This is a genomic window from Clostridium carboxidivorans P7, assembly GCF_001038625.1.
Lineage (GTDB): Bacteria > Bacillota > Clostridia > Clostridiales > Clostridiaceae > Clostridium_AM > Clostridium_AM carboxidivorans.
Genome location: NZ_CP011803.1, coordinates 3,903,236 through 3,928,215 on the forward strand (window position 1 = coordinate 3,903,236; position 24,980 = coordinate 3,928,215).

A 24,980-nucleotide genomic window follows, 5' to 3' on the forward strand; every position below is an offset into this window, starting at 1 on the left:
CGTTCGACCACCTTTTTACCAACTTGTATTATTTAATGTAGATTACTCTACACCTCTTTTATAATGTCCTCTTGTAAATTTACTAAAATCTCCATTCCATTCTTTCTGTTTTACACATTTTAGCACATTATTTACTTCATTATAAGTTTCATCTATAAAATCAATTCTGTAATTATTTATACCTGCCTTTTCTAACTCATCTATATTGTCTATTAAATTTGTAGGCACACTATTATAAATATGACATCTACAATATTTATCTGTATTAACAGTAAAGCATGCTCCCATTCTATCTTTTAAATGAAATGTTCCTTTTTCACATGCTCTGCTGCAATTTTGAGATACACCTTTGTTTCCAAAAGTACTTCCTATTACGCAGTACTCTGAAACCATATTTTCTACTTTTCCATAAAGCATTATCTGGCATGGTATTTTAGACTTCTTAGCTAAACTCAACATTTCACTTTTATTAAGCTCTACACTTAAACATATGCCATCCAGTAAATCATTATAAAATTGTGTAGAAGTAGGATTAAATATATTTAGTTTATAGTCTCCTATTATTGTAGTTTTTTCTTTAAATTTATGTATTATACCCAAATTTGCTGTAACTATGCCTTTTATATATGGGAGCAATTCTTCTACTTTAGAACATACAGCTGAAAATTCCTCTTTTATAATATTAGGAACCTTAAGCCAAACGCTGTTTTCTTTTATTATTTCATCTTTTATATCACTTTTTTTATAAAATATATCTACTGCCACATCCGAAAGTTCATTTTCAAAAGCAGCTTTCATTTGATCTAGCATATTGACACAAATCATACATTTAGGAATTGGCCTAGCGGAAGCTTTTTCTTTCTTTAACGCTTCTAAACCTTTAGTTCTATTTACCTTAAGTAAATCATTTTCTATAGCTTCTATTAGCTTTCTCCTGCTCTCATTTATAGATGATACTGGCATAAAACCTTCTTGAACATCATCAAATTGTATATTAGCGACCCTAAAAGGAGTACTTCCACTTTTTTTAAGATGTTCTTTCAATTTATCTGTATTTAAAGGTTGTTTTAAAGCTTTTTGAACTAGCTCTCCCTCAACAGAATACTGTTTTCCTTTGTAAATAGTACTTAACTTTATAGGCTCATTTAATTTAAATTTTACTTTTAAATCCAAGTCTACTTTTTTTTCAAAAGGATTTTTATAAATACTTTCCATAGAACTAAGTAGCTTTATATCTGAAGTTTTATAAAGAATATCTCCACTTTTAAAATCTACTGGCTTAAGTTTTACTTTACTTCCTTTAGACGCTTCAAAAACTTCATTTCCATTTTGTATTATTTTTGAAACTGTAAATCCTTTTTCTCCATTTCTTATACCATCCTTAATGCTCAAATCTTCTTGTAATGCAATACTTAAATCCTTTTGGACCTTTCCAAGCATTACTCCTGTATTCTTAGGGAAAGTATAAGCCATCATATCTTTACCTACATTTCCAAACAAATAAGCCTTTGAAAAACCTTCTCTATTAAAAAGCTGTAAAAGCTTTTTCTTTTCCTGTTCAATATTCACATCTGATCCTTTTAGAATACTATCTATAGCTTTTCTGTAGGAAGATACTACTGCTGCTACATATTCAGGTCTTTTCATTCTTCCTTCTATTTTTAAAGAACTAACTCCACTTTCAATTATATCTTTTATATTTTCTATAGTACATATATCTTTTGGGCTTAATAAATATCCTTTTTGTTCTCCTCCACTAATACTATCAACTATAGTATATGGTAATCTGCAAGGTTGAGCACATCTTCCTCTATTACCACTTCTTCCTCCAATTAAACTGCTCATAAGGCATTGCCCAGAATAACATACACATAATGCCCCATGTACAAAAATTTCTGTTTCTATATTCAAATCTTTGGATATATGTTTTATTTCATTTAAAGAAAGCTCTCTTGAAAGTACAATTCTTTTAAATCCTTTATCTTTTAAAAGAGCAGCTCCCTCACCATTATGTACTGTCATTTGAGTTGAAGCATGAAGTTCAAAGTCTGGTAATGCCTCCTTTATTAACACAGCTAATGCTGCATCCTGTACAAGCAGTGCATCTACACCAATACTGTATAAAAATTTAGCATACTCTAAAGCTTCCTTAAGCTCCTTTTCTTTCATTAAGGTATTTATAGTTACATATATTTTTACTTCATATAAATGACAGTATTCCACTGCCTTTTTCATATTTTCATTATCAAAATTAGAAGCATAAGCTCTTGCTGAAAACTTATTTCCTCCTAAATATACTGCATTTGCTCCACACTGTACTGCTGCATAAAGACTATCCATACTTCCTGCTGGCGCCAGCAGTTCTATTTTGTTCATCCTACATCTCTCCTACTATTTTCTTAACCATACGTTTTTTATTATACAGTATATTATTATCTTTTAAAACTTATTTTAGGCACATAAATGGAGTATTTTATACTTTAAGCATAATGCGAAGCAAAGCTTCGCAAATTAAGAATTAATAGTGGAGGATGATTTTTAGCTATCGCAAAAATGCACATTAACTGCTAGTTCTTCACTCTTAACTCTTAACTAAAAAAGTTGCTTCGTGTTATTTTTATCTTCTTCAACTTTAAAGCATATATACCATTATATATTTCAACGTAAAGTTAAAATGTTCTATATAAAAAACTGCTGACAAAACATATTTGTCAACAGTCTAAAATTAAATTATTTTTTGTTATAAAATTTTATATTTCAGGTTTTATTCCATTTACAATAGGTAACCTTTTTTCACCCTTTATTGTTCTTATTAAAATATCTCTCATTAATTTAGGACTGTTAGTAAATGCATCTTTTGTAGATCCAGCAACATGAGGAGTTATAGTTACATTATCAAGTTTCATAAGTATATCATTTTCTTCTAATGGTTCCACATCAAATACATCTAAAGCTGCTCCAGAAATTTTTCCTTCTTCCAAAGCTTCTTTAAGAGCTTTTTCATCAACTAATCCCGAACGTGCAGTATTAACTAATACAGCATTAGGTTTCATAAGACTAATTTCTTTTCCTCCAATTAAATGATAGGTATCTTCTGTAAGTCTTGCATGGACAGTTATTACATCTGAGTTCTTCAGCAAATAAGGTAACTCAACAATATTTACTCCATCAAAATTTCCATTAAAAAATGGATCATATGCTATTACATTACAACCAAATGCTTTTAAATATCCTGCTACAAGTTGTCCTATAGATCCAAATCCAACTATACCCACAGTTTTGTTACACAATTCAGGAATATCCCCAGTATTTGGGAATTTTTTTCTCCATTCACCTTTTTTCAAAGCTGCATGCGATCTAGCTATATTTCTAACTTCTGATAATATCATACCCATAGCAAATTCCGCAACCGCCCTTGCATTACGTCCTGGAGTATTCATAACAGTTATTCCTTTTATTGCAGCATATTCATATGCTATATTTTCGACTCCACCTCTTAACACTCCTATAATTTTTAATTTTTTAGCCTTATCTATTATTTTTTTTGATATAGGTGCAAATTGTACTATTAAAATATCATATTCACTAATGTCTTCTATAAGTTCTTGTGAGAACTCTACTGCATCTGGCCCATTTTGTTCTACTAAAAGGTTATCCTTTTGAAGCATTTCTAAATTTTCATGTTTCCACTCTCTGACAGTTACATCTATTCCGTATTTCTCCAATCCTTTTAGTCCTTCACTCATAGATTCTTTAGGAATAAATTTATCTCCTATAGCTAATAATTTCATGTTTGGTCCTCCTTAAGCTCTATTTTCTGACATAACCATATCTATTTTTTCTAGTATTTTATTTTTTAAAATATCTTTCGCTGGTTTAAATAATTCATCTGGTAAAGGATCTATTCTTTTTTGGACTTCCACTGCCTTTTTCATTCCTTCCATTAAAGCAATTCTCAAATCAGCATAAAGGTTAACTTTTGTTATACCATTTTTAATAGCATTTTGCACTTGATCTAATGGTGTACCTGATCCTCCATGAAGTACAAGAGGTACAGGACTTAATTTATTTATTTCTATAAGCCTGTCTATTTTTAATTCTGGAGTCGAAACATAAACCCCATGTGCAGTTCCTATAGATACAGCCAACGCATCTATTCCTGTTAAACTGACAAATTTAACAACTTCCTCAGCATCTGTAAGCATGGTTTCTCCTGCACTAGTTCCATCTATTTCTTTTCCTGCAACATGTCCAAGTTCTGCTTCAACAGAAACTCCTTTTTTCTTAGCCATATCAACAACTTTTTTTGTATTTGCTACATTTTCATCAAATGGCAACATTGATCCATCATACATTACTGAAGTAAAACCATTTTCTATTGCTTTTTCTATAATCTCAAAATTTGTAGCATGATCAAGATGAAGAGCTATTGGAATTTTGTATTCACCCGCAACTCCTTTTATCATAGATGTAATATATTTTATTCCTTTTCCAACAAGATCATGTTCTAATACCATTAAAATAATTGGTGATTTTTTTTCTTCTGCAGTATCAAGAATAGTTCTTATAAGTACATCTTCCATACAATCAAAAGCTGGTACAGCATAATGTTCCTCTCTTGCTTTTTTCAAAATTTCATTTAATGTTACTAACATAATATAATCCTTCCTTTCCTATCTCATTAGCATTCCGCCTGTAGCATCTATAGTTGCACCTGTAATATAATCTGCAGCTTCTGATACCATAAACATTACTATTTTACCTATATCATCAGGAGTAGCTACTCTACCAATAGGTATTCTATTTATATAATAATCTTCATTATTCTCAAGTGCTTTGCTTACCATGTCAGTTTTTACCATACCAAGAGCTACTGCATTTACATTTATACCATATCTAGCCATCTCCCTTGCCATAGACACTGTAAGTGCTACAACACCTGCTTTACTTGCAGCATAATGAGCATGTCCCGTAGTTGCTCCATGAAATGCTGCTTGAGAAGTTATATTTAATATTTTCCCATTTCTTTTCTGTAAGATATTCTTCTTTATAAAGGCTTGGCTTGTTAAAAAAACTGATGTTAGATTTACATCCATGGTTTTTTTCCATTCATCCAAAGTAATATCTTGAATCCAATTTTTGAGCCATATTCCAGCATTATTAATTAATATATCTACACACCCAAATTCTTTTTCAGCAGCATTTATCAATTTAACGCAGTCTTGTGGATTAGCAAGATCTGCTTTAACTGCCAATGCCCTTCCTCCATTTTTTACAATTTCATTCACTACCTCTTTACAAGATTCTTCACTTTTATTGTAATTTATTACAACATATGCCCCTTCCTTTGCCAATGCAAGTGCTATGCCTTTACCTACTCCTCTTGATGCTCCAGTAACAATAGCACATTTATTCTTTACTTTTAAATCCATAGTTCTACCACCTTTCATTAGTTACAACTTTTTAAATACAGAAGTCAACACTTGAATTGTTTCAGTATAAATATTATACTTTTTATTATAAGTGTCTTTCAGTGCTTGATTGGGCATACAGGTATAAGCTACATTTACCATTGAATCGGCAGCAGAATCAAAGGATTTAAAATTATTTGTAGCAATACCAGCACATATTGCAGCTCCTAGAGCTCCTAATTCTGTACTTGTAGTAACTTCTATTGGTAGCTGAAGAACATCTGCAAATATTTGAACCCATACTTTAGACTTAGCAGCACCACCTGCTATTCTAATAGCTTTAGGTTTGTCTCTAAATGCAAGTAACTTATCAATATGTGCTTTATGGCAAAATGCAACACCTTCATAAATTGCTCTTACTAGGTGTGCCTTTGTATGCCATCCACTCAAGCCAACAAAACTTGCCTTTGCATCAGCATCAACATTTGTACCATATAAAAATGGTAAAAACATTATATTTGTATCTTTTGCATTTACACTTTCAACCATTTCATTGGCATATTCATAAACTGATTTATTTATATCTTTACCTTTAACTTTTTCTTCACCCATAAATTCAGTAACAAACCATTCTAAATTAGATGCAGATGTTGGACTTGCTTCTGTTGTAAGCCAATATCCTTCCATACAATATAGTGATGTCATAAATAAATCTTTTGATACAATAGGTTTCCTACTTATATATTCATTTATACTCCATGTTCCTGCAATCATACAAAGTTTATCTTCCGTTGTAACTCCTGTGGCTATTGCTGAAGAATCTATATCAAACAGTCCTCCGGCAACTGGTGTACCTTCTAAAAGTCCAGTAGCTTTTGCTGCCTCTTTTGTAACATACCCACATATTTCAGATGAATACTTTATAGGTGGAAGTTTTTCTATTATTTCCTTAAGCCCAAATTCATCTAATAAACTTTCATCATACTTTACATCTCGAACATTCATCAAATTTGTTCCTGAAATATCAGTAATTTCAGCATAGGCTTTTCCTGTTAAACAAAATCTAACATAGTCTTTACACATTAGAACCCATTTTGTATTTTTTATTACTTCTGGCATATTATCTTTAAACCATGCAAGAAGTGCTACCGGTTGGCCTGCCCATATACTTTGCATTGTTTTTGGAAGAACTATTTCAAATGTTCCATTAATGTACCATTTACTAACATAATCTTTTGCTCTTGTATCAGTAGATATTATTCCGTTATAAGCTGGTTCACCATTTTCATTTATAAGATACATTCCATTTCCATGTCCTGTTGTAGCAATTCCTGCTATATCTTTAGGATTTATTTTTCCTTTAGCTATTACATCTCTAATAGCATCTACATTTGCCTGCCACATTTCGTCCATATCTCTTTCAGTAAAACCTGGTTTAGGCATAATCATTTTTGTTTTATAAGCTGATACAGCTATTTCTTTTCCTGATAAATCATAAAGTGCGGCTTTTGACATTGTTCCACCATTATCTATACCAATTAAATATTTTGGCATTTTAAACCCTCCTTAATTTTAACTAAATAACATTGATAATTTTATAATCAACCATCCTAATGGTGTTGTAGCTCCTCCAACTATACCTGCCATACTTGTAGAGCTTGATACTCCACTTGGAAGTGTTACATTTGCAATTTTGGCTGCCTTAGTATAATAAGGTGATATATCTGTCCCTGCATATAATATCAATGTCATAATAACAAGTCCTGAAATAAATATTCTTACTACATTATTTTTGCAATAAGGAGCAACCATAGGTACTAAAAAAACAAGTGATGCTAAATCCACAAATGGTAATAACTTATTTCCTGGTAAAATAATAGCTAACAAAAGCGATGCTGGTATTAGCAAAAGTCCACTAGCAAGTACTGCAGGATCTCCAACTAATAAAGCTGTATCAAGTCCAATATAAAATTCCCTGTCAGGAAATTTCTTTTTAAGCGAAACTTCTGCAGCATCTCTTACAGTAATAAGTCCTTCTACAAGAACATTTATCATTGCTGGAAGTAATACCATAACTGCTGCAACCTTAATTGCTAAAGTCAATATATCTGTTATACTCCAGCCTGCTAATATTCCGAGTACAATTCCAAGCATAGTTCCAAGTGTAAGAGGTTCACCCATAATACCAAATTTTTTAGTAATTTTATCTGGATTTGCATCAATATCTCTTAATCCTGGTATTTTTTCAATTATCCAATTGACAACGATTCCAATAGGTACGTAAATTGCTGAAGTAGCATGTGCAAAGGATACTCCTTTTAGGTTAAAACTTTTTTGAATCCTAGGTGCAGTTCTATCCGCTATAAAAAGTGTAACTAAGAAATGAATTAAAGAACCTGCTGATGCAATAGCTACATTATTTGTAACTGCATATACTACTCCACCTGTTAATAAAAAATGCCAATAATTGAATATATCTATATTAACAGTTTTTGTAAGATTAAATATTAGCAATATTAAGTTAATTAAAAGTGCACCAAAAACAACAATTGGAACAATAGGTGAGCCCCAACCTATTGTAGATCCAACAGGCCATCCTGGATCCACTACTGTAAGACTTAACCCAAATCTTTTAACCATTGCCTGAGCTGCTGGTCCTAAACTACCAAGAAGTAGTCCAATTACAAGATTAATACCCACAAATCCAATTCCTACAAGCATTCCTGCTTTAAATGCCTTACCTATTTTCACTCCAAATACTATAGCTAATATAAAAAATATAATTGGCATCATTACTGAAGGTCCCATATTAATTAATGTTTTAATAATTGACATATTAAATAACCACCACTTTCATCTATAATTAATCAGTGTCTAATTTTTTATTTAAATGAATTCACCTCCTTAAATAATTTCTAATTTGTTATTTAATATAAATTCACCTCCTTATAAAAAATAAAATCCTGTTTAAGAGTAATCAAAATTGACTACTCTTAAACAGGATTCAAATCACCATCCTGTTACCTATTTTGTTTTAAATAACTATAATCATTCCAAAGTTTTTTTTCACTTGTAGTAACTCCCACAAATCCAGCCTTGTAAACTTCTATAACATTTGACTTTTCAGTTATAAATCCACCTCCTAGCAGAGGTACATTTTTAACTTTAGCTATTTTATCTCTAAAATTTGTAGATATCAGACCAGGCAAAACTTCAATTGCATCACATTTACTATTTTTTAATGCTTTTAGCCCTGACTCTAACCCTCTAGAATCTATAAGAAAAAATCGTTGAATAGCATATAACCCTAGCATTTTAGACATATTTACATTTGTTGAATTAGATGAAATTATACCATCAACTTTAAACAAATTTTTCAACAACTTTATCCCCATTTGATCAGTAGCTAGTCCACCTACTAAATCTATATTTACTAAAGCTATTTTATTGTTATCATGACACTTCTTAATTAAAGATTTAAGATTTCCTAAATGAACTTCAGATAGAAAAATTACATTTGAAACAGACTTTAAAGCAATTTCAAAATTTCTCAAATCACGAACAGACGGTATTATAGTAAACCGTTTAAACATATTCGAAAATCTTCCCATTAAATTACATCACTTACAAATTATATTTGGTATATATTTATTATAGTAAATTAGTATTTAAAAGTCAATAACATTACTATTAAATTTGATATATTGTTACTTATTTGGTATTGCCTTAGTTCATTTTTATGTATTATTTTATAGTGTTTACTACCAAATCCATATAATACTATTACCAAAATTCTCTAATGTCATATTTATATACTTAATTAAATGCCATACATGAGACTTTTATCCTCAAATACTTTATAAACTAATTATTTATAAATCATTATCATATATAATTTTAATATATATAAATAAACGATTTGAGAATCTCACAAATCGTTTATTTACATTACACTAAATTATACTTATTGTTTATATATATCCATTATGCTCTTTACTATAGTCTCTATATCTTTAAAAGTATTAAAATAACCTGGGCTTATTCTTACTGTACCTTTATTATTAGTTCCTATAATATTGTGAATTAATGGTGCGCAGTGATACCCCGTTCTTACTGCTATGCCTTTTTCATTAAGCTTATACCCAACTATTGAACTATCTACTCCATCAATATTAATTGAAACTACTGCGCATCTATCTTTTAAATTAGTTGGACCATAAATTTTTACATAATTAAGCTTTTTTAATTCTATTAATAAATACTCTGTTAATAATAATTCATGTTTGCAAATCTCTTTCATTCCAACCTTTTTAATAAATTTTATTCCTTCACATAATCCTGCAATACCTGGTGTATTTAATGTTCCACTTTCAAATTTATCTGGCATAAAATCAGGCTGTTCCATATCACTTGAGTTACTTCCAGTTCCACCTTCTTTAAATGGTTCTACTTGAACTCCATCTCTTATAAATAAGCCTCCTGTACCTTGAGGACCAAATAATCCTTTGTGACCAGGAAATGCTAGTACATCTATATTGCTTTCTTCCACATCTATATTTATAGTACCTGCACTTTGAGAGGCATCTACCATAAATAAAATTCCTGTATCTTTTGCTATTTTTCCAATAGTTGATATAGGTTGTACAGTTCCTATAACATTTGAAGCATGATTTATAATTATTAATTTTGTATTAGCTCTTATTTGTCGCTTTAAATCCTCTATACTTATATGACCACTTTTATCCACATTAAGAAGTGTAACCTGCACTCCTTTTTTCTGCAAACTGTTTAAAGGTCTCAGTACCGAATTATGCTCAATAGCTGTACTTATTACATGATCACCGCTCTTTAAAATCCCTTTAATCCCTATATTTAATGACTCAGTTGCATTACTTGTAAAAGTTATCTGAAAAGGATCAGGAATATTAAAAAGTTCTTTTATCGCTTCTCTAGTTTCCATAATCTTAGATTGTGCTTTTATTGCTAGCTTATGCGAACTTCTTCCAGGATTTGCTGCATAGTTTTCCATACAATTTAAAACCTCTTTATAAACCTCATTAGGCTTAGGAAAAGTAGTTGCAGCATTATCTAAATAAATCATAATCTCCTCCTTAAATCTTGTAAATATTCTCAAATCTATCCTTTAATTAATTGATAAGCTTCCTTATTATCTTGCAAAACTATTTTATATACAGATTTAGCTTTAATATTATTTATCTTTAATTCACTTTTAACAATTTCAAAATTCTCCTCATTAAATCTAATAGAATAACTGCATCCCAAAGTAATTTCACAAGGAGTGGAAATAAAGTTAACTTTACATCCTTTTTCCATAAGTTTGTTATATATTAACATTGCTTTACTGTAACAAGGAAATACCATTAAATACTCACCACTGCTTTTTTTCATAATGTTTCACCTCATTTACTCCATAAATGATTTTTTATTTTATAGTATGCATTTAAATATCAGTTTGTTAAATCATAAAATATTCTTTACTACCATAAATACTAAAGATAGTATATTACCTAATTTTTGTAACAAGTAAAAGCTTAGTGAATATGATAATATTGCAAAGATAATTAGAAATTACTATTATAAAAACTATGTATTTTACCCCTCATAAAATACATAGATTCCCAAAATCTATGAAATAATCATTAGGAGGAAAAAATAATGAGCGTATCATGCAAAGCCGTTCTGGGCCCTTTTATCCATCCTGCTGTATGTCCTACTGGTGAAGGCACCGTTGACATCTGTAATTGCCCTTTAGTAGATTTTGATGTCACCATAACAGGACTTTGTAATAAAACCAGATATGGTATAGTTGCAGTTGTTAAATGTGATAATAAAATAGTTGCAACTGTATGTGACATATTCGACGTAAATGTTCCTAATGCTGATAAATGTGCATGTGTAAATGTAACACGACATTTCAAAAATGTTATGGTTGATGTAGAAGCTTGCACAGATGTCTCATGTACTTTTAGTGTTGATATTGCATGCGGTAATTATATTTTAGGATGTTGTACTTTATAAATGCTTTAACTTTTAAAACTTAAAACTAGCATTAAAGGATATCTAAATAGATATCCTTTTTTATAAAACTACAAATTAGTTATATACAAAAATAAGGAGGTGAAAGACAATGAATACAGATAATTTTTCTAAAAATGATTCAATAAAAAAAAGGCATAGTCACGTGCATGGTAAAAATTTGCCTAGTAAACATATTAATAAAAGCTGCCACAGAAACCTTGGTAATTTTGTTTTTAATACTCAATGCTGTTCTAATGATAATCCAGATTCAAATGACTGCTGTAATGATAAACCCAAAAAATGTATAAATCTCCACAAAACTTTTGAAGGAAGATTACTATTTTTACATGTTAATTTAAAAGATATATGTCCAAATAAAACAATTGTTGTGAGCGTATTAATTTATGAAAATGACAAACTATATGCATATAAGGTTAAAAAAATGTTTACTGGCAGCCTTGACAGCTGCAAATGTAAAGAATTTGATGCTGGAAAATTTTGTTTTGTTATTCAAGAAAATTGTATTTGTAATGAACGCAAATTTAAAGCAAAAGTTATATATAATTATACCGAATGTTAGTAAGAAACATTTTTATATCTATAACTCCAAATTTAATTTGTTAAACTTAAAAGTGTCATATAAATTTAAAGGGTTCAATGCTGGTGCACTGAAACCCTTATTTATTTTATATTACTGCTTTAATAATTAATCCTCTGCAAGGAATATGAACATTTACTGTATTGGTAGCTTGAGCTAAAAGAACATTTGAGTTAAAATCTCTAACTGAAGCAGTATTAACAACTTCAAAGTCACCACAACTTTCAAAAGGTCCTATAGTTCGTGTATAATTAAATGTTTTTGGAAGTTGATCTGTTACACAAAGCTTTGGTGATAATTCTCCTTGTAAAGTATCTTGTACTTTAACACATTCATGTTCTACATTAATAACTGCCTTACTAAAATCAATAACAGCTGATGCTTTTATATCTATAGTTGCAGCTCCAACCTGAATAGTTACTGTAGCCTCATTAAGCCTTGTGTTTCCATTAGGAAGATTAGCGCTATAACTACATGTTAATGTAGCTCCTGCTGCAAGTGTAAATGGAAAAGTTACGTTACAAACTACATTAGCAGGTATATTATCAGGTGAAATAATATCAGTAATCTTATTTATAGTAACGCTGCTTCCTGATACATTTTGTATCGTTATTGTTCCATTCACTGCCCAGTCACTATCTACTGGCGTTTCATTTACTGTTACAGCATAATTAACAGGAGCAGTTCCACCAACACTAAGAGTTATATTATCTGGCTCAGCTGATTTTGTAATATTCCAATTAAAAGTTCTAGTTAAAGTTGTCTTAGCATCTTTTGATACTTTTAATATATCTCCAGAACAATTTACTGTAACAGAAGCTGATGCTTTTTGTCCTGTTTCCTCAATTGTTGCAGTATTCATATGGGTTCCATTGTCATCAGGACATTCATACTCTACAGAATACGTTTCTGTTCCACTAGCTGAAAAAGTATAAGGTCCACTACCTGGATTAGTATCTGTAACGGTAATACTATCATTTACTAAAGTTGGTTCTAGTAAAGTTGCTGTAGCACTTGGACTTGGACCAAATGGAGTTCCAAGATGTCCTGAATGATTCGTAATTGTAACATCAGCTGTAACCTTATAAACTGCACCTACTTCAATAGAAGCAGTTGGAATTATTAAACTATACGGATAGTTGCCTGTCTCACCTGGGTCAAGTACAGGATTACTACTAACATCTACATTAACAGAATTTATAACCGTCATGCTTGGGGATTTTGTAAGTTTTGCTACTATTTTCAAACCTTCAGTTGCTGCAGATCCCATATTTATTACAGTTACAACGCCACTTATAACTGCTTTATCAGTAGTTGTTTGACTTTTAGTAACAGTAATAGTATATTGCGATGTTCCTGTACCGCCATTAGATAAATTCAGCTGAGTAGGATTGGCAGATTTGGTTATACTCCATGTAAATTCTCTTGTATAACTTGCATTAGCTGTTATCCTTGCATCAAGTGTTGTACCAGACTGCCCATCATCTAACATTATTACTTCATCTGCTGCTATTTCTGCATTTATGCGATTTTTATAATACTGATCTCTATTGCCTACTATGCTAAATTGATCATATTTTATTTCAGGATACCTTTCTATCTTCATATATATCCTCCTTTTGCTAATCATTTATTTAGCTAAAATTTTAAAAAGTTCCAAAATTTAATTCCTGTTTGCAATAATATAATATTCAAGTTGATTACAATTGTTACCTTTATGTATATGTATTTATAGTGACATTTTTATTAATATCTTTGTATAAATATTAAAAATAGTAGAGTTCTTTTTTAAACTCTACCTTTCACAATGCACTTATTTACTACTTTTTTAACTTCATTATATAATGAATTTTACTCTCTGAAGTACCTGGTAAAGCTACATTAACCTTATCTTTTTGAACAGGTACCTTTTCTATGTCAACCTTGCTTAAAAGTTCAGTCCAAGAGTTATTGTTAGAAAAAGCTAATTTATTATAAAAAACAATTAAATATCCTACATCTTCACAGGTTACATTAACAGAAACATTTATACCTTCAAAAGTCTTTTTACTATATATAACTATTGATTTTAAGCTATCATTGATATTTTTTACAAAATCCGCTTCTTTCAAATTTACATTAGAATCACTAAACACCTCTAATGGTTTTTCCACTATTTTAGCTGCATTACTAAATAAAAATTTTATTTTTTCTAGTTTTTCATGATTTATTTCAAATGCTGCTAAATTAAAATCCTGCTCCTCTATTATATGTTTTATAAATAAACTTAAATCAGCAATATTGCTGTATTTTTCAGTAATAAAAACTAATTTATTATAATCTATCCCTTCATAGACAGCATAATCCACATAAGTTACTGCAGTTTTTACTGCTGGATTTTCTTCTTTCCCTAATTCATAAAGAATCTCTACACAATTCATATAACACATATCTAATACCAAAATATCTATTATATAATGTAAGTTTTTTCTTAATGCATTAACCGCTTCAATCATTTCTGGTATGCCCATAATATAAGGCACATTTAAACTTAGATCAGTAAAACAGCCTATAAAATCTCCTCCATGATCAGAAAGCACTACCATAAAATGCTCAGCTTTATAATTTTCATATCCCCACTTTATAAAATCGTATAGAACATTAGGATCTGCCATATTTGTTTGACCTAAATCTTGTATTAAAATAGAGTGTCCATTTTCAACATAATATCTTCTTACTCCACACCAACTATCTTTATCACAAGTTTTATAATTGCCTAATTTGCCTATTTGAACAACTATATTTACATCTTTATTAGATCCAATCTTTTCACATGCTAAAAATGACTTATACATTATACTTTCCATTTCATTATTGCCATCTGCATAAATTAGTATAGTCCATTTTTGCATATTCTCATTGAGCATATTATAAACACATCCTTAATAATGTAGATAAAATCTCACTTAAACTTTTAGAAAAATCTCCACTATATAAATTTTAAATTCATTAAATACCAAACTTTTCAACTTAAATATTTTATCTTAAGAATGGTGATGCTTGCTGGAACTACTATATCTATGCTTATGTTTGTGCTTGTGGCTATGTTTTTCACATCTAAAATCTAACTGTTTTATTATTGTACATACTAATGCCATAATAAACCTATCATCCACTTCCTCATGGAAATTACAACAACATTCATCTTCTTCAGGCTCAACATTTATATTTACATTTTTAATCATTTCACATGGTTTAAATTCAATAATGCATTCATTATCCTTACTTAAAGTATCTGAACAGCAGTTTTTTTTGGACATGTTAAAATCTCCTTTAAAATTGCTTTTATTTAATCCATCTATACTATATTATCTCAATTATTATTATATGTAGAAATGCTATTATTGCTATTTTTTATATAAACAATTGTATACCTTCTCATTATGTACCATATTAATCATTTAAACAAAAAATAAATGTGAGAAAGTAAATCTTGCTTTCTCACATTCATACACTATTAAAAATCCTTGATTTTTATTTAGCATTCTGTCCACTATTCAATAAAGGGTTATTTTTTTTTTTCTCTTGGGCTAAAGTTATTTGGTTTTCCAATAACTTATGCTGTAAATCTATAATTTTATATTTAGAAGACTGTAGTTGAAATTTTATTTCTTTGTTTTCAGACTTAATTTCCGTATTTTCCTTCATATATTTTTGAGCTGTATCCTGCATTACTTCCATTTCTTTCATTAACTTTTCTAAATGCTGGTCTTTTTGCTCCAAATATTGGGCATTCACATCATTTTTTAATTTTTGCTGAAGTTCTGCATTATATTCTTCCATATGCTTTAGTTGCTTTTTTAAAGATTGAATTTGTTCTTCATAACTTTTTTGTAATTTAGCCATTTGTTCAAAATCAGCACAAAGCTTTTCATACTCTCTTTGCTTTTTAAACATATCATCTACTATATTTATTGCTGAAAGAATTGCTGCTGATGAAGTACTTAATTTGCTATTATTTTCTAATATATTTTTAACCTTCTTGTCCACATAGCCAGCAACTTTATGTAAATATTCTTCTTGTTCATCGCCTTTTAAATTATATTCTATTCCATTTATCTTAACGGTTATAACATTCATGTAAACACCCTCTTAGATAACTCTATTTATTACAGTTTTATATAACATTATTCTATCATAAAACTTGTATATATTAAACCTATTATTTGAATAACATTATTACCTAAATTTTACAGCATTTTGAATAAAACTTCAATGTATATATAAAGCTTTGTATAAAATTAAATTTACACAAAGCTTTATGTTTACTTATACACTATCTAAGTTGTGCTCCAAGCCTATTTTCCAATGTTCTAACTATTTTATCATGAACTTTATTTACTTCATTATCTGTTAAAGTTTTATTTTCTTCTCTGTATATAAGTGAGTAAGCTATACTCTTCTTACCTTCTGGTATCTGCTCTCCCTTATATACATCAAATAATTTTATACTTTCTAGTAAATGTCCACCCTGCTTATGCATTATTTCTTCAATATCCTGTACAAGTACACTATCATCTATCAATATAGCCATATCTCTTGTTACTGCAGGGAACTTAGGAATTGCCTTATACTTCTTATCCATATTTGCATATTTGTATAATATATCAATGTTTAATTCAGCAATATAGCATCTTTCATCAACACCATAGTTTTCTGCTACATCAGGATGAATTTCTCCCAAAATACCTACTAAATCTTTCTTTATATAAAGTGCTGCTGTTTTTCCTGGATGGAAACTAGGATTTTCACTTTCTCTTTTAAAAGAAAACTTGTCAATTCCTAAATTTTCAAGTATATTTTCAACTACTCCTTTTACATGGAAATAATCTGCATCCCCATATAATCCTAAAGTAAGAATATTTCTCTCTTCTGGAAGTTTGTTTTCATCTTCATTTGGAATATATACCTTACCCATTTCAAAAATTCTTACATATGAGTTATTTCTTGAATAATTTCTTCCTAGTGCTTCCATCATAGACGGTACAGTTGTTGTTCTCATTATGCTGTAATCTTCACCTAGTGGATTCCTTACAGATACAACTTTTCTTAAATCACTATCTTCAGGTAAAAGAATTTTATCAAAAACCTTAGGACTTACAAAAGAATAACTTATAGATTGATTAAGTCCGCTGCACATTAAAGTTTCTACTAACTTATCATCTAATTTTTGTTTTAAACTCTTTCCACCTCTTGCATTAACACTTTTTATTATAGTGGTTGGCACATTGCTATATCCATATATTCTTGCTACTTCTTCTGCTACATCTTCTCTTATATTTATATCTGATCTAAATGTTGGTACATCTATAACTAAATTATCTTCTTTAACTTCTGTGTTTAGTTCTAATCTATCTAAATACTCTTTCATGTCTTCTTTTGATATATCTGTACCTAAAAATGTATTTATCCAATTAGAATCAACTTCTAAAGTATGTCTTTCTAACTTTTCTGGATAAATGTCTATAGTACCTTCCATAACTTCCCCAGCTTCTAATTCTTGCACTAGATGACAAGCTCTATCTAAAGCAATTTCTGCTAAGTTTGGATCTAAGTCCTTTTCAAATCTTGAAGATGCTTCTGTTCTAAGTGCTAATTTGTTAGCTGAAATTCTTATATTTGTTCCATCAAAAGTTGCACTTTCAAATATTATTGAAGTAGTATCATCTTGGACTTCTGAATTTAATCCACCCATTATTCCAGCAAGTCCTATAGTTCTATCTCCATCTTTTATATTAAGTACATTTGAATCTAAAATTCTTTCTTCATCATCTAAAGTTGTAAACTTTTCTCCATCTAGCGCTCTTTCCACTACTATATTTTTAGATGTTATCTGTCTTGCATCAAAAGCATGCATAGGCTGACCAAGCTCTAACATAACAAAATTAGTAATATCCACCATATTATTTATTGGTCTTACTCCAGCTTCTAGTAATCTATCCTGCATCCAACCTGGTGATGGTTGAATTTTAATATTCTTAACACCTCTTGCCATATATCTTCTGCAAAGCTTATCTTTTATATCTACTTTTAATTCATCCTTTATATTATCTTTGCATACAGCTTCAAATTTTAGTTCTGGCATTTTATACTTTCTGGCACCTAAAGTTGCAGCAGTTTCTCTTGCAATTCCTACAACACTTAAACAATCAGGTCTGTTTGAAGTTATCTCAAAATCTATTACAGAACTTGTCATGTCTAAAACTTCTTTTATATCCTTACCTAGTAGTGTGTCTTGTGGAAGTATCATAAGTCCATGAACCGGCTTATCTCCAGCTATTCCAAGCTCTTCTTCTGAACAGAACATACCATTAGAAACTTCTCCTCTAAGTTTGCCTTTTTTTATCTTGAGTCCGCCGTGTAGTGTAGAACCATGAAGTGCTACTGGAACTACATCATGTTCTTTCATATTAGTTGCTGCTGTAACTATTTGCAATAGCTCTTCTTTATTTATATCTACCTGACATATAGATAATTTATCAGCTTCTGGATGTTTAACTATTTCTACTATCTTTCCTGTAACTACATTTTGAATTTCATCTCCTGTAGTTTCTATTCCTTCAACCTTTGAACCACTTAAAGTAAGTCTATCTCCAAGCTCTTTAGCCGGAATATCTATATCCACATAATCTTTTAACCATTTAACTGGAACTTTCATTTATATTCTCTCCTTTTTAGTGTTTTTGTTATACCTATATATTGTTTTTATTAAAATTGATTTAAGAATCTCATATCACTTTCATATAACTGTCTTATATCATCAAGTCCATATTTAAGCATAACCATTCTATCTACACCAAAACCAAAAGCAAATCCGCTGTACACTTCTGGATCTATACCACAATTTCTTAGAACATCTGGATGAACCATTCCACAACCTAAAAGTTCAATCCAACCTTCTCCTTTACATACTCTACAGCCTTCTCCACCACATACAAAGCAAGTAGCATCCATTTCTGCTGAAGGTTCTGTAAATGGGAAATGATGTGGTCTAAATTTAGTTTTAACTTTATCTCCAAACATCTTTTTTGCAAATAGTTCAAGAGTACCCTTTAAATCTGCGAAAGTAACGCCTTTATCTACTACTAAGCCTTCCATTTGATAAAATATTGGTGAATGGGTAGCATCTACAGCATCTGAACGATATACTTTTCCTGGAGATATCATTTTTATTGGTGGTTTTTCTTTTTCCATAGTTCTAATTTGTATTGGAGAAGTTTGAGTTCTCAAAACTATGTTGTCATTTATATAGAAAGTATCTTGTTCACCTCTTGCTGGATGATTCTTAGGTATATTTAATGCTTCAAAGTTATAATAATCTAGTTCTACCTCTGGACCATCTTCTATAGTGAACCCCATAGTTATAAATATATCTTTCATCTCATTTAGAGTTTGTTCTAATGGATGTCTTCTTCCTAAATTTTGTTTTATTCCTGGCATAGAAATATCTATTACTTCATTTTGAAGTCTTGACTTCTTTTCTTTGTTTTTAATGTTATTGATTCCTTCTTCTATGGCATTTTCTAATACTGCCCTTACTTCATTTGCTATTTTTCCAACTGCAGGTCTTTCTTCTGCTGAAAGAGCTCCCATACCTCTAAGTATTTGTGTTAATTCACCCTTTTTTCCAAGATATTTTACTCTTATGTTTTCAAATTCAGAGCTGCTTGAAATATTTTTTATTTTTTCTAAAGCATTATTTTTTATAAGTTCTAATTTTTCTTTCATGTTTTTTCTCCTTTCACATTTTGTTATACATTCTTATACCAGCTAAACGCTGCTATATAAATTAAACTAAATTTCAAACACATATAGTTTAACTTTATACATATAAAAAATCCGTCCCTAAAAAAGGGACGGACCTTATCCGCGTTACCACCCAAATTGATATCATTATATTTATAAAAACAATACCCTCTTTGTAAATATATCGGTTTTAACCGCTAACTGCTACTTAAAATTTCACAATTAGAACTCTAAAGTGAACTTCAATATATAAACTTTTTAAGAAGGCTTTCAGCCGCCGACCTTCTCTCTCTAAAAAAATTATATATCTACTCTCTTTATCATAGTTTAATATTTCTTAACTTATTTTACTATTTTACATATATAACTTTACATTGTCAATACAAATTTCAAATTTTTTGCTATGTAAGGCTCTGACGTATAACTTCAAACATCATAACTCCAGCAGCTACAGATACATTGAGAGACTCTGCTCCTCCTGGCATTGGTATCTTCACCTTTATATCAGCCATATTATATATCTCATCACTTATTCCACTACCTTCATTGCCAACAGCTATTATTTTTTTTCCTTTTAAATCCACATCATAAAAATTCTTATCTGTATTAAGTGAACTAGCAACTAAATTAAATCCCTTTTCTTTTAGAAAGTTTACTTTATTTAAATCATTATCCTGTATTACAGGTACATGAAATATGGATCCCATAGTTGATCTTAAGGTCTTTTCATTATATATATCTACAGTCCCTTTAGTAATTATTACTCCAAGAGCTTTAGATGCATGAGCGGTTCTTATAATAGTACCCATATTCCCTGGATCCTGAACTTTATCCACAAGTACATAAAATCCTTCTTTGTTTTCCACATTTAATTCTTTATTATCCACTACTGCAGTTATACCTTGTGGAGTTTCTGTATCACTTAAAAGCTTTAATACTTGTTCTGAAACCCAGTAAATCTTAGTGCTCTTTTGAAGTTTACTTTTGATATCAAAACTTTGAAATCTACTTTTATGACTCTCACTTACAAAAATCATTGGCACTTGAAATTCTGATTTTAAAGCTTCCTCAACAAATCTAAAACCTTCAATTAGAAACTGATTATTCTTAGTCCTATGCTTTTTTTCCTTTAGCTTTTTTATTTCCTTTACTAATGAATTATCCTTACTTGTAATTATCTCCATAACACTCAACCTTTACAAAATTATAAATCCAAGCATGTATATTTGCACTTAATTAATTTTTATATCAATATACTTTCTATGTAACTTAAAAAAATACAGCATTTAGCTGTATTTTTTATGTAAATATTAAATTAAGCGTTTATTTGTTTCTTAGCTATCTCAACTAATTCAGCAAATGACTTTGGATCATTTATAGCTATTTCTGAAAGCATCTTTCTGTTGATGTTGATGCCTGCAAGCTTCATTCCATTCATAAATCTTGAATATGAAAGTCCACTTATTCTTGTAGCAGCATTTATTCTAGCTATCCAAAGCTTTCTGAAATCTCTTTTCTTTAACTTTCTTCCTACATAAGCATTTCTTAATGCTCTTATAACTGTTTCATTAGCAGTTTTAAATAACTTGCTTTTACCACCATAGTAGCCTTTTGCAAGCTTTAATATTTTTTTATGATATTTACGAGCATTTACCGCTCTTTTTACTCTTGCCATTTAAAAAACCCTCCTTCGAACCATCTATTATACATAAGGCATTAATTGTTTCATTGTTTTTTCTTGAGTTACTGAAACATATCCTGCTTTTCTAAGATTTCTCTTAGTTTTTGTACTTTTCTTTGTTAATATATGGCTCTTGAAAGCTTTAGCTCTTTTAAGCTTACCTGTTCCTGTAACTTTAAATCTCTTTGCTGCACTTCTTTTAGTTTTCATTTTTGGCATAATAAATTCCTCCTCTCAATTATGCTTTCTTAGGTGCTAAAATCATTATCATGTTTCTTCCTTCTTGCTTAGCATGTTTTTCTATTATACAAACATCTTCAAGCCTAGAATAAAAAGCATCTAATATTTTTCTACCTGTAAAAGAATAATCTGCTTCTCTACCTCTAAATCTAACAGTGACTTTTACTTTATCACCTGCAACTAAGAACTTTCGTCCATTATTTGCTTTGATAGAAACATCATGTTCTTCTATAGTAGGACTAAGTCTAACTTCTTTAAGAGTTACAACTTTTTGTTTTTTCTTAGCATCTTTATCTTTTTTAGCTTGCTCATAAACAAACTTTCCAAAATCCATTATTTTGCAAACTGGTGGATTAGCATTTGGAGATATCATAACTAAATCTAGTTCTTTTTCTTCAGCCATTTTAAGTGCATCTCTTGATGATATAACTCCAAGCTGAGAACCATCATCTCCAATAACCCTTAATTCTTTGTTTTTTATTTCCTCATTCATAAGAAAATCTTTATTAATAATTTTCACCTCCCAGGTGGTTTTATGTTTATGTTTTATAACATATAAAAAAGGACGGCTTAAGCCGTCCTGAAAATACAATTCTAACAAAAACTGTAGTAACCTCACTAGCTTTGCTGTAAGGTGAGAAACGGCTGTTTCTTCTTAACATAGAGTATTTTACTATACTATTTTTAATTTGTCAACATTTTTATATTAATCTACTGAACTTTCTTTTCTGTCAATTTCACCTTTGATTTTTTCTACAAATTGATCTAAAGCCATAGCTCCTAAATCTCCAAGCTTTCTGCTTCTTACAGCTACTGTATTTTCTTTCATATCTTTATCACCTAATACAAGCATGTAAGGAACTTTTTGAAGTTGAGCTTCTCTTATTTTGTATCCAATTTTTTCATTTCTCAAATCTACTTCTACTCTTATTTTATTCTTCTTTAATTCTTTTGCAACTTTATTTGCATAATCAATTTGATCATCTGTAATATTCATTATTTTTACTTGTACTGGTGCAAGCCAAGCTGGGAATGCTCCTGCATAGTGCTCTATTAATATTCCTATAAATCTTTCTACAGAACCAAATACAACTCTATGAACCATAACTGGTCTGTGTTTTTCTCCATCAGCACCTATATAAGTTAAATCAAATCTTTCTGGCATCTGGAAGTCAAGCTGTACAGTTCCACACTGCCAAGTTCTTCCTATGCAATCTCTTAAGTGGAAGCCTATCTTAGGACCATAGAATGCTCCGTCTCCTTCATTAACTTTATATTTAAGACCTATAGTATCTAACGCTTTTCTCAAACCATTAGTAGCAGCTTCCCAATCTTCATCACTTCCCATAGAATCTTCTGGTCTTGTTGAAAGTTCTACAAAATATTCAAATCCAAATACTTTATAGAAGTCATCTATTAATTTTATAACATTTACGATTTCATCTGTAATATTATCCTTTGCTAAGAACATGTGAGCATCATCTTGTGTAAAACATCTAACTCTCATAAGACCATGCAGTGCACCAGACTTTTCGTGTCTATGTGCTAGACCCATCTCAGCATATCTTAAAGGTAATTCTCTGTATGAGTGTATTGTATTTTTGTAAACAAGTATTGATCCTGGACAGTTCATTGGTTTTATAGCATAATCTTCATTATCTATTTTAGTAAAGTACATATTTTCTTTATAATGATCCCAGTGTCCTGATTGTCTCCATAATTTTTCATTTAAAATTACAGGAGTCATTATTTCATCATAGTCAGCTGCTGAATGCATCTCTCTCCAGAAGTTTTGAAGAGTGTTTCTTATTATCATTCCCTTAGGGTGGAAGAATGGGAATCCTGGTCCTTCTTCGTGCATACTGAATAAGTCTAATTCTTTACCTAATTTTCTGTGATCTCTTTTCTTTGCTTCTTCTAACATATTTAAATATGCATCAAGATCAGCTTTTTTCTCAAAAGCAGTTCCGTAAATTCTCTGAAGCATTTTGTTCTTCTCGTCGCCTTTCCAATAAGCACCTGCGATGGAAAGTAATTTTACAGCTTTAACCTTTCCTGTTGATGGTACGTGAGGACCTGCGCATAAGTCTACAAAGTCTCCTTGTTTATAGAAAGATATTACTGCATCTTCTGGTAAGTCTTTTATTAATTCAACTTTGTAACATTCTTTCTTTTCTTGCATAAGTTTTATAGCTTCTTCTCTTGGAAGCTCAAATCTTTCAAGTTTTAAATTTTCTTTAATTATTTTGTTCATTTCTACTTCTATTTTTTCAAGCATTTCTGGAGTAAAAGAAAATTCTGCATCAAAATCATAATAAAATCCTGTATCTATTGCTGGTCCTATAGCTAATTTAACTTCTGGATATACTTTTTTTACAGCTTGAGCAAGTATATGTGAACCTGTATGTCTTAATATCCATTTTCCATCTTCATCATCAAAAGTTAGTATTTCAAGTTTGCAATCATTATTAACTTCTGCCATTAATTCTGCTCTTTCACCATCTATCTTAGCTCCTAGAGCCTTTTTTGCTAGGGATGTGCTCAATTTAGCAGCTACATCAGCTACTTTTGTTCCTTTTTCTACCTCAATTAAACTTCCATCTTTTAAAGTAATCTTTACCATAATAATTTCCTCCTAATCTTTTTATTTAAATTATAATTATTTACAATATAAAAACACTCGTCTCATAAATAAATATGGGACGAGTGTTATTTCGCGGTTCCACCCAACTTCAACAGCATCTAAGCCTTATTTAGGCAATGATTATTAAAGCTATACAATAAAGAAAATAAAATTTTTCTACTGTATATCTACTGTTATCTCTAAACCCCTTAACGCAGGAAACGGATATACTTACTATAATTTCAGTATTCAACTCAAAGGTGGTTTTCAATGTCTCTTACCTAAAGAACCTTTCAACCAATGGGTTCTTCTCTCTTAAAGCAGCTTCACATCTACTCTTCCTTATCACTGTTTTTGTATATTATATTCTTTTAAGTTAATAGTTGTCAATAGTTTTTTATACTTTTTATTGAAATTTAATTTCAAACATGATATAATTAAAATTTTACCCACAGCACCAATTAATGTTAATTTTAAATAAAAAAACACCTATCCCAACACATGGGACGAGTGCTATTCGTGGTTCCACCCAACTTTAACAGTAATCAAATTATCTAAATTATACTTTAATAAAAACTACTAAAGCTATAATATTTTATCTTT

General features: G+C 30.1%; 22 protein-coding genes and 4 other annotated features (1 of these 26 cut by a window edge). Of the genes, 2 read left to right on the plus strand and 20 right to left on the minus strand.

Annotated elements, in window-relative coordinates; translation table 11 throughout:
* Positions 1-42: 42 nt before the first annotated feature.
* From Ccar_RS17335 to Ccar_RS17375, 9 genes are all read right to left on the minus strand, one after another.
* Positions 43-2,376, minus strand: a complete 2,334-nt coding sequence (locus Ccar_RS17335; protein WP_007064865.1) for a U32 family peptidase — start codon at positions 2,374-2,376, stop codon at positions 43-45.
* 374 nt (positions 2,377-2,750) lie between these two features.
* Positions 2,751-3,791 carry a 2-hydroxyacid dehydrogenase gene (locus Ccar_RS17340; RefSeq protein ID WP_007061875.1) on the minus strand — a complete coding sequence of 347 codons (1,041 nt, stop codon included), beginning with the start codon at positions 3,789-3,791 and terminating at the stop codon, positions 2,751-2,753.
* A 12-nt stretch (positions 3,792-3,803) separates the two neighbouring features.
* Entirely contained in the window at positions 3,804-4,655 is an 852-nt protein-coding gene (locus Ccar_RS17345) for a class II fructose-bisphosphate aldolase (RefSeq protein ID WP_007061874.1), read from the minus strand.
* Between the two features lie 18 nt (positions 4,656-4,673).
* Positions 4,674-5,432 carry an SDR family NAD(P)-dependent oxidoreductase gene (locus Ccar_RS17350; RefSeq protein ID WP_007061873.1) on the minus strand — a complete coding sequence of 253 codons (759 nt, stop codon included), beginning with the start codon at positions 5,430-5,432 and terminating at the stop codon, positions 4,674-4,676.
* A 21-nt stretch (positions 5,433-5,453) separates the two neighbouring features.
* Positions 5,454-6,965 carry an FGGY-family carbohydrate kinase gene (locus Ccar_RS17355; protein ID WP_007061872.1) on the minus strand — a complete coding sequence of 504 codons (1,512 nt, stop codon included), beginning with the start codon at positions 6,963-6,965 and terminating at the stop codon, positions 5,454-5,456.
* Positions 6,966-6,983: 18 nt separating this feature from the next.
* Complete coding sequence (locus Ccar_RS17360; protein ID WP_007061871.1) at positions 6,984-8,246, minus strand: PTS galactitol transporter subunit IIC; 1,263 nt, start codon at positions 8,244-8,246, stop codon at positions 6,984-6,986.
* Positions 8,247-8,431: 185 nt separating this feature from the next.
* Positions 8,432-9,004, minus strand: a complete 573-nt coding sequence (locus Ccar_RS17365; RefSeq protein ID WP_007061870.1) for a glycerol-3-phosphate responsive antiterminator — start codon at positions 9,002-9,004, stop codon at positions 8,432-8,434.
* 371 nt (positions 9,005-9,375) lie between these two features.
* The gene (locus Ccar_RS17370) at positions 9,376-10,512 is read right to left on the minus strand and encodes an aminotransferase class V-fold PLP-dependent enzyme (protein ID WP_007061869.1); all 1,137 of its coding nucleotides are present in this window, start codon (positions 10,510-10,512) and stop codon (positions 9,376-9,378) included.
* A 35-nt stretch (positions 10,513-10,547) separates the two neighbouring features.
* The gene (locus Ccar_RS17375) at positions 10,548-10,820 is read right to left on the minus strand and encodes a putative Se/S carrier protein (protein ID WP_007061868.1); all 273 of its coding nucleotides are present in this window, start codon (positions 10,818-10,820) and stop codon (positions 10,548-10,550) included.
* Positions 10,821-11,087: 267 nt separating this feature from the next.
* Between Ccar_RS17375 and Ccar_RS17380 the strand changes: the two genes are divergently transcribed.
* Together Ccar_RS17380 and Ccar_RS17385 are read left to right on the plus strand one after the other, a co-directional pair.
* Positions 11,088-11,450 (plus strand): hypothetical protein, encoded by a 363-nt coding sequence (locus Ccar_RS17380; RefSeq protein WP_007061867.1) that lies wholly within the window; start codon positions 11,088-11,090, stop codon positions 11,448-11,450.
* A gap of 109 nt (positions 11,451-11,559) precedes the next feature.
* The gene (locus tag Ccar_RS17385) at positions 11,560-12,030 is read left to right on the plus strand and encodes a hypothetical protein (protein ID WP_007061866.1); all 471 of its coding nucleotides are present in this window, start codon (positions 11,560-11,562) and stop codon (positions 12,028-12,030) included.
* A gap of 106 nt (positions 12,031-12,136) precedes the next feature.
* Here the strand turns inward: Ccar_RS17385 and Ccar_RS17390 are convergent, their stop codons facing one another.
* The 11 genes from Ccar_RS17390 to thrS all read right to left on the minus strand — a co-directional run bounded on the left by Ccar_RS17390 (position 12,137) and on the right by thrS (position 24,377).
* The gene (locus tag Ccar_RS17390) at positions 12,137-13,654 is read right to left on the minus strand and encodes a hypothetical protein (protein WP_007061865.1); all 1,518 of its coding nucleotides are present in this window, start codon (positions 13,652-13,654) and stop codon (positions 12,137-12,139) included.
* A 214-nt stretch (positions 13,655-13,868) separates the two neighbouring features.
* Positions 13,869-14,954: a clostripain-related cysteine peptidase gene (locus Ccar_RS17395; RefSeq protein ID WP_007061864.1), complete on the minus strand. Its 1,086-nt coding sequence runs from the start codon at positions 14,952-14,954 to the stop codon at positions 13,869-13,871.
* 117 nt (positions 14,955-15,071) lie between these two features.
* Positions 15,072-15,347 carry a hypothetical protein gene (locus tag Ccar_RS17400; protein WP_007061863.1) on the minus strand — a complete coding sequence of 92 codons (276 nt, stop codon included), beginning with the start codon at positions 15,345-15,347 and terminating at the stop codon, positions 15,072-15,074.
* Between the two features lie 214 nt (positions 15,348-15,561).
* On the minus strand, positions 15,562-16,167 hold the full coding sequence (locus tag Ccar_RS17405) for a cell division protein ZapA (protein ID WP_048030313.1): 606 nt from the start codon (positions 16,165-16,167) through the stop codon (positions 15,562-15,564).
* A 196-nt stretch (positions 16,168-16,363) separates the two neighbouring features.
* Positions 16,364-18,745, minus strand: coding sequence for a phenylalanine--tRNA ligase subunit beta (gene pheT / locus Ccar_RS17410; RefSeq protein WP_007061861.1), 2,382 nt, complete (start codon positions 18,743-18,745; stop codon positions 16,364-16,366).
* Between the two features lie 50 nt (positions 18,746-18,795).
* Positions 18,796-19,815: a phenylalanine--tRNA ligase subunit alpha gene (pheS, locus tag Ccar_RS17415; protein WP_007061860.1), complete on the minus strand. Its 1,020-nt coding sequence runs from the start codon at positions 19,813-19,815 to the stop codon at positions 18,796-18,798.
* Positions 19,816-19,936: 121 nt separating this feature from the next.
* Positions 19,937-20,166: a binding site (T-box leader), on the minus strand.
* A gap of 68 nt (positions 20,167-20,234) precedes the next feature.
* Positions 20,235-21,017, minus strand: coding sequence for a TrmH family RNA methyltransferase (locus Ccar_RS17420; RefSeq protein ID WP_007061859.1), 783 nt, complete (start codon positions 21,015-21,017; stop codon positions 20,235-20,237).
* 131 nt (positions 21,018-21,148) lie between these two features.
* On the minus strand, positions 21,149-21,508 hold the full coding sequence (gene rplT / locus Ccar_RS17425) for a 50S ribosomal protein L20 (RefSeq protein WP_007061858.1): 360 nt from the start codon (positions 21,506-21,508) through the stop codon (positions 21,149-21,151).
* Positions 21,509-21,535: 27 nt separating this feature from the next.
* The gene (gene rpmI, locus Ccar_RS17430) at positions 21,536-21,733 is read right to left on the minus strand and encodes a 50S ribosomal protein L35 (protein WP_007061857.1); all 198 of its coding nucleotides are present in this window, start codon (positions 21,731-21,733) and stop codon (positions 21,536-21,538) included.
* A gap of 19 nt (positions 21,734-21,752) precedes the next feature.
* Positions 21,753-22,274 carry a translation initiation factor IF-3 gene (infC, locus tag Ccar_RS17435; RefSeq protein ID WP_034826338.1) on the minus strand — a complete coding sequence of 174 codons (522 nt, stop codon included), beginning with the start codon at positions 22,272-22,274 and terminating at the stop codon, positions 21,753-21,755.
* Positions 22,275-22,305: 31 nt separating this feature from the next.
* Positions 22,306-22,417: a sequence feature (ribosomal protein L20 leader region), on the minus strand.
* A gap of 43 nt (positions 22,418-22,460) precedes the next feature.
* A complete protein-coding gene (thrS, locus tag Ccar_RS17440) occupies positions 22,461-24,377 on the minus strand; it encodes a threonine--tRNA ligase (RefSeq protein ID WP_048030315.1) in 1,917 nt (638 codons plus the stop codon).
* A 72-nt stretch (positions 24,378-24,449) separates the two neighbouring features.
* Positions 24,450-24,735: a binding site (T-box leader), on the minus strand.
* Positions 24,736-24,876: 141 nt separating this feature from the next.
* Positions 24,877-24,980 (minus strand) — a binding site (T-box leader); it runs 167 nt beyond the window's last position.

Coding starts and splice junctions, on each gene's coding strand:
- Ccar_RS17370 (WP_007061869.1), bottom strand. CDS start 10,512: ATGATTTATTTAGATAATGCTGCAACTACTTTTCCTAAGCCTAATGAG.
- Ccar_RS17340 (WP_007061875.1), bottom strand. CDS start 3,791: ATGAAATTATTAGCTATAGGAGATAAATTTATTCCTAAAGAATCTATG.
- Ccar_RS17335 (WP_007064865.1), bottom strand. CDS start 2,376: ATGAACAAAATAGAACTGCTGGCGCCAGCAGGAAGTATGGATAGTCTT.
- Ccar_RS17400 (WP_007061863.1), bottom strand. CDS start 15,347: ATGTCCAAAAAAAACTGCTGTTCAGATACTTTAAGTAAGGATAATGAA.
- Ccar_RS17395 (WP_007061864.1), bottom strand. CDS start 14,954: ATGCTCAATGAGAATATGCAAAAATGGACTATACTAATTTATGCAGAT.
- Ccar_RS17360 (WP_007061871.1), bottom strand. CDS start 8,246: ATGTCAATTATTAAAACATTAATTAATATGGGACCTTCAGTAATGATG.
- Ccar_RS17390 (WP_007061865.1), bottom strand. CDS start 13,654: ATGAAGATAGAAAGGTATCCTGAAATAAAATATGATCAATTTAGCATA.
- thrS (WP_048030315.1), bottom strand. CDS start 24,377: ATGGTAAAGATTACTTTAAAAGATGGAAGTTTAATTGAGGTAGAAAAA.
- Ccar_RS17405 (WP_048030313.1), bottom strand. CDS start 16,167: ATGAATGTTATAACCGTTAAGATAAATGGAATAGAATATAATTTAAAA.
- rplT (WP_007061858.1), bottom strand. CDS start 21,508: ATGGCAAGAGTAAAAAGAGCGGTAAATGCTCGTAAATATCATAAAAAA.
- Ccar_RS17350 (WP_007061873.1), bottom strand. CDS start 5,432: ATGGATTTAAAAGTAAAGAATAAATGTGCTATTGTTACTGGAGCATCA.
- Ccar_RS17420 (WP_007061859.1), bottom strand. CDS start 21,017: ATGGAGATAATTACAAGTAAGGATAATTCATTAGTAAAGGAAATAAAA.
- rpmI (WP_007061857.1), bottom strand. CDS start 21,733: ATGCCAAAAATGAAAACTAAAAGAAGTGCAGCAAAGAGATTTAAAGTT.
- Ccar_RS17380 (WP_007061867.1), top strand. CDS start 11,088: ATGAGCGTATCATGCAAAGCCGTTCTGGGCCCTTTTATCCATCCTGCT.
- Ccar_RS17375 (WP_007061868.1), bottom strand. CDS start 10,820: ATGAAAAAAAGCAGTGGTGAGTATTTAATGGTATTTCCTTGTTACAGT.
- Ccar_RS17365 (WP_007061870.1), bottom strand. CDS start 9,004: ATGTTTAAACGGTTTACTATAATACCGTCTGTTCGTGATTTGAGAAAT.
- pheT (WP_007061861.1), bottom strand. CDS start 18,745: ATGAAAGTTCCAGTTAAATGGTTAAAAGATTATGTGGATATAGATATT.
- Ccar_RS17355 (WP_007061872.1), bottom strand. CDS start 6,965: ATGCCAAAATATTTAATTGGTATAGATAATGGTGGAACAATGTCAAAA.
- Ccar_RS17345 (WP_007061874.1), bottom strand. CDS start 4,655: ATGTTAGTAACATTAAATGAAATTTTGAAAAAAGCAAGAGAGGAACAT.
- pheS (WP_007061860.1), bottom strand. CDS start 19,815: ATGAAAGAAAAATTAGAACTTATAAAAAATAATGCTTTAGAAAAAATA.
- Ccar_RS17385 (WP_007061866.1), top strand. CDS start 11,560: ATGAATACAGATAATTTTTCTAAAAATGATTCAATAAAAAAAAGGCAT.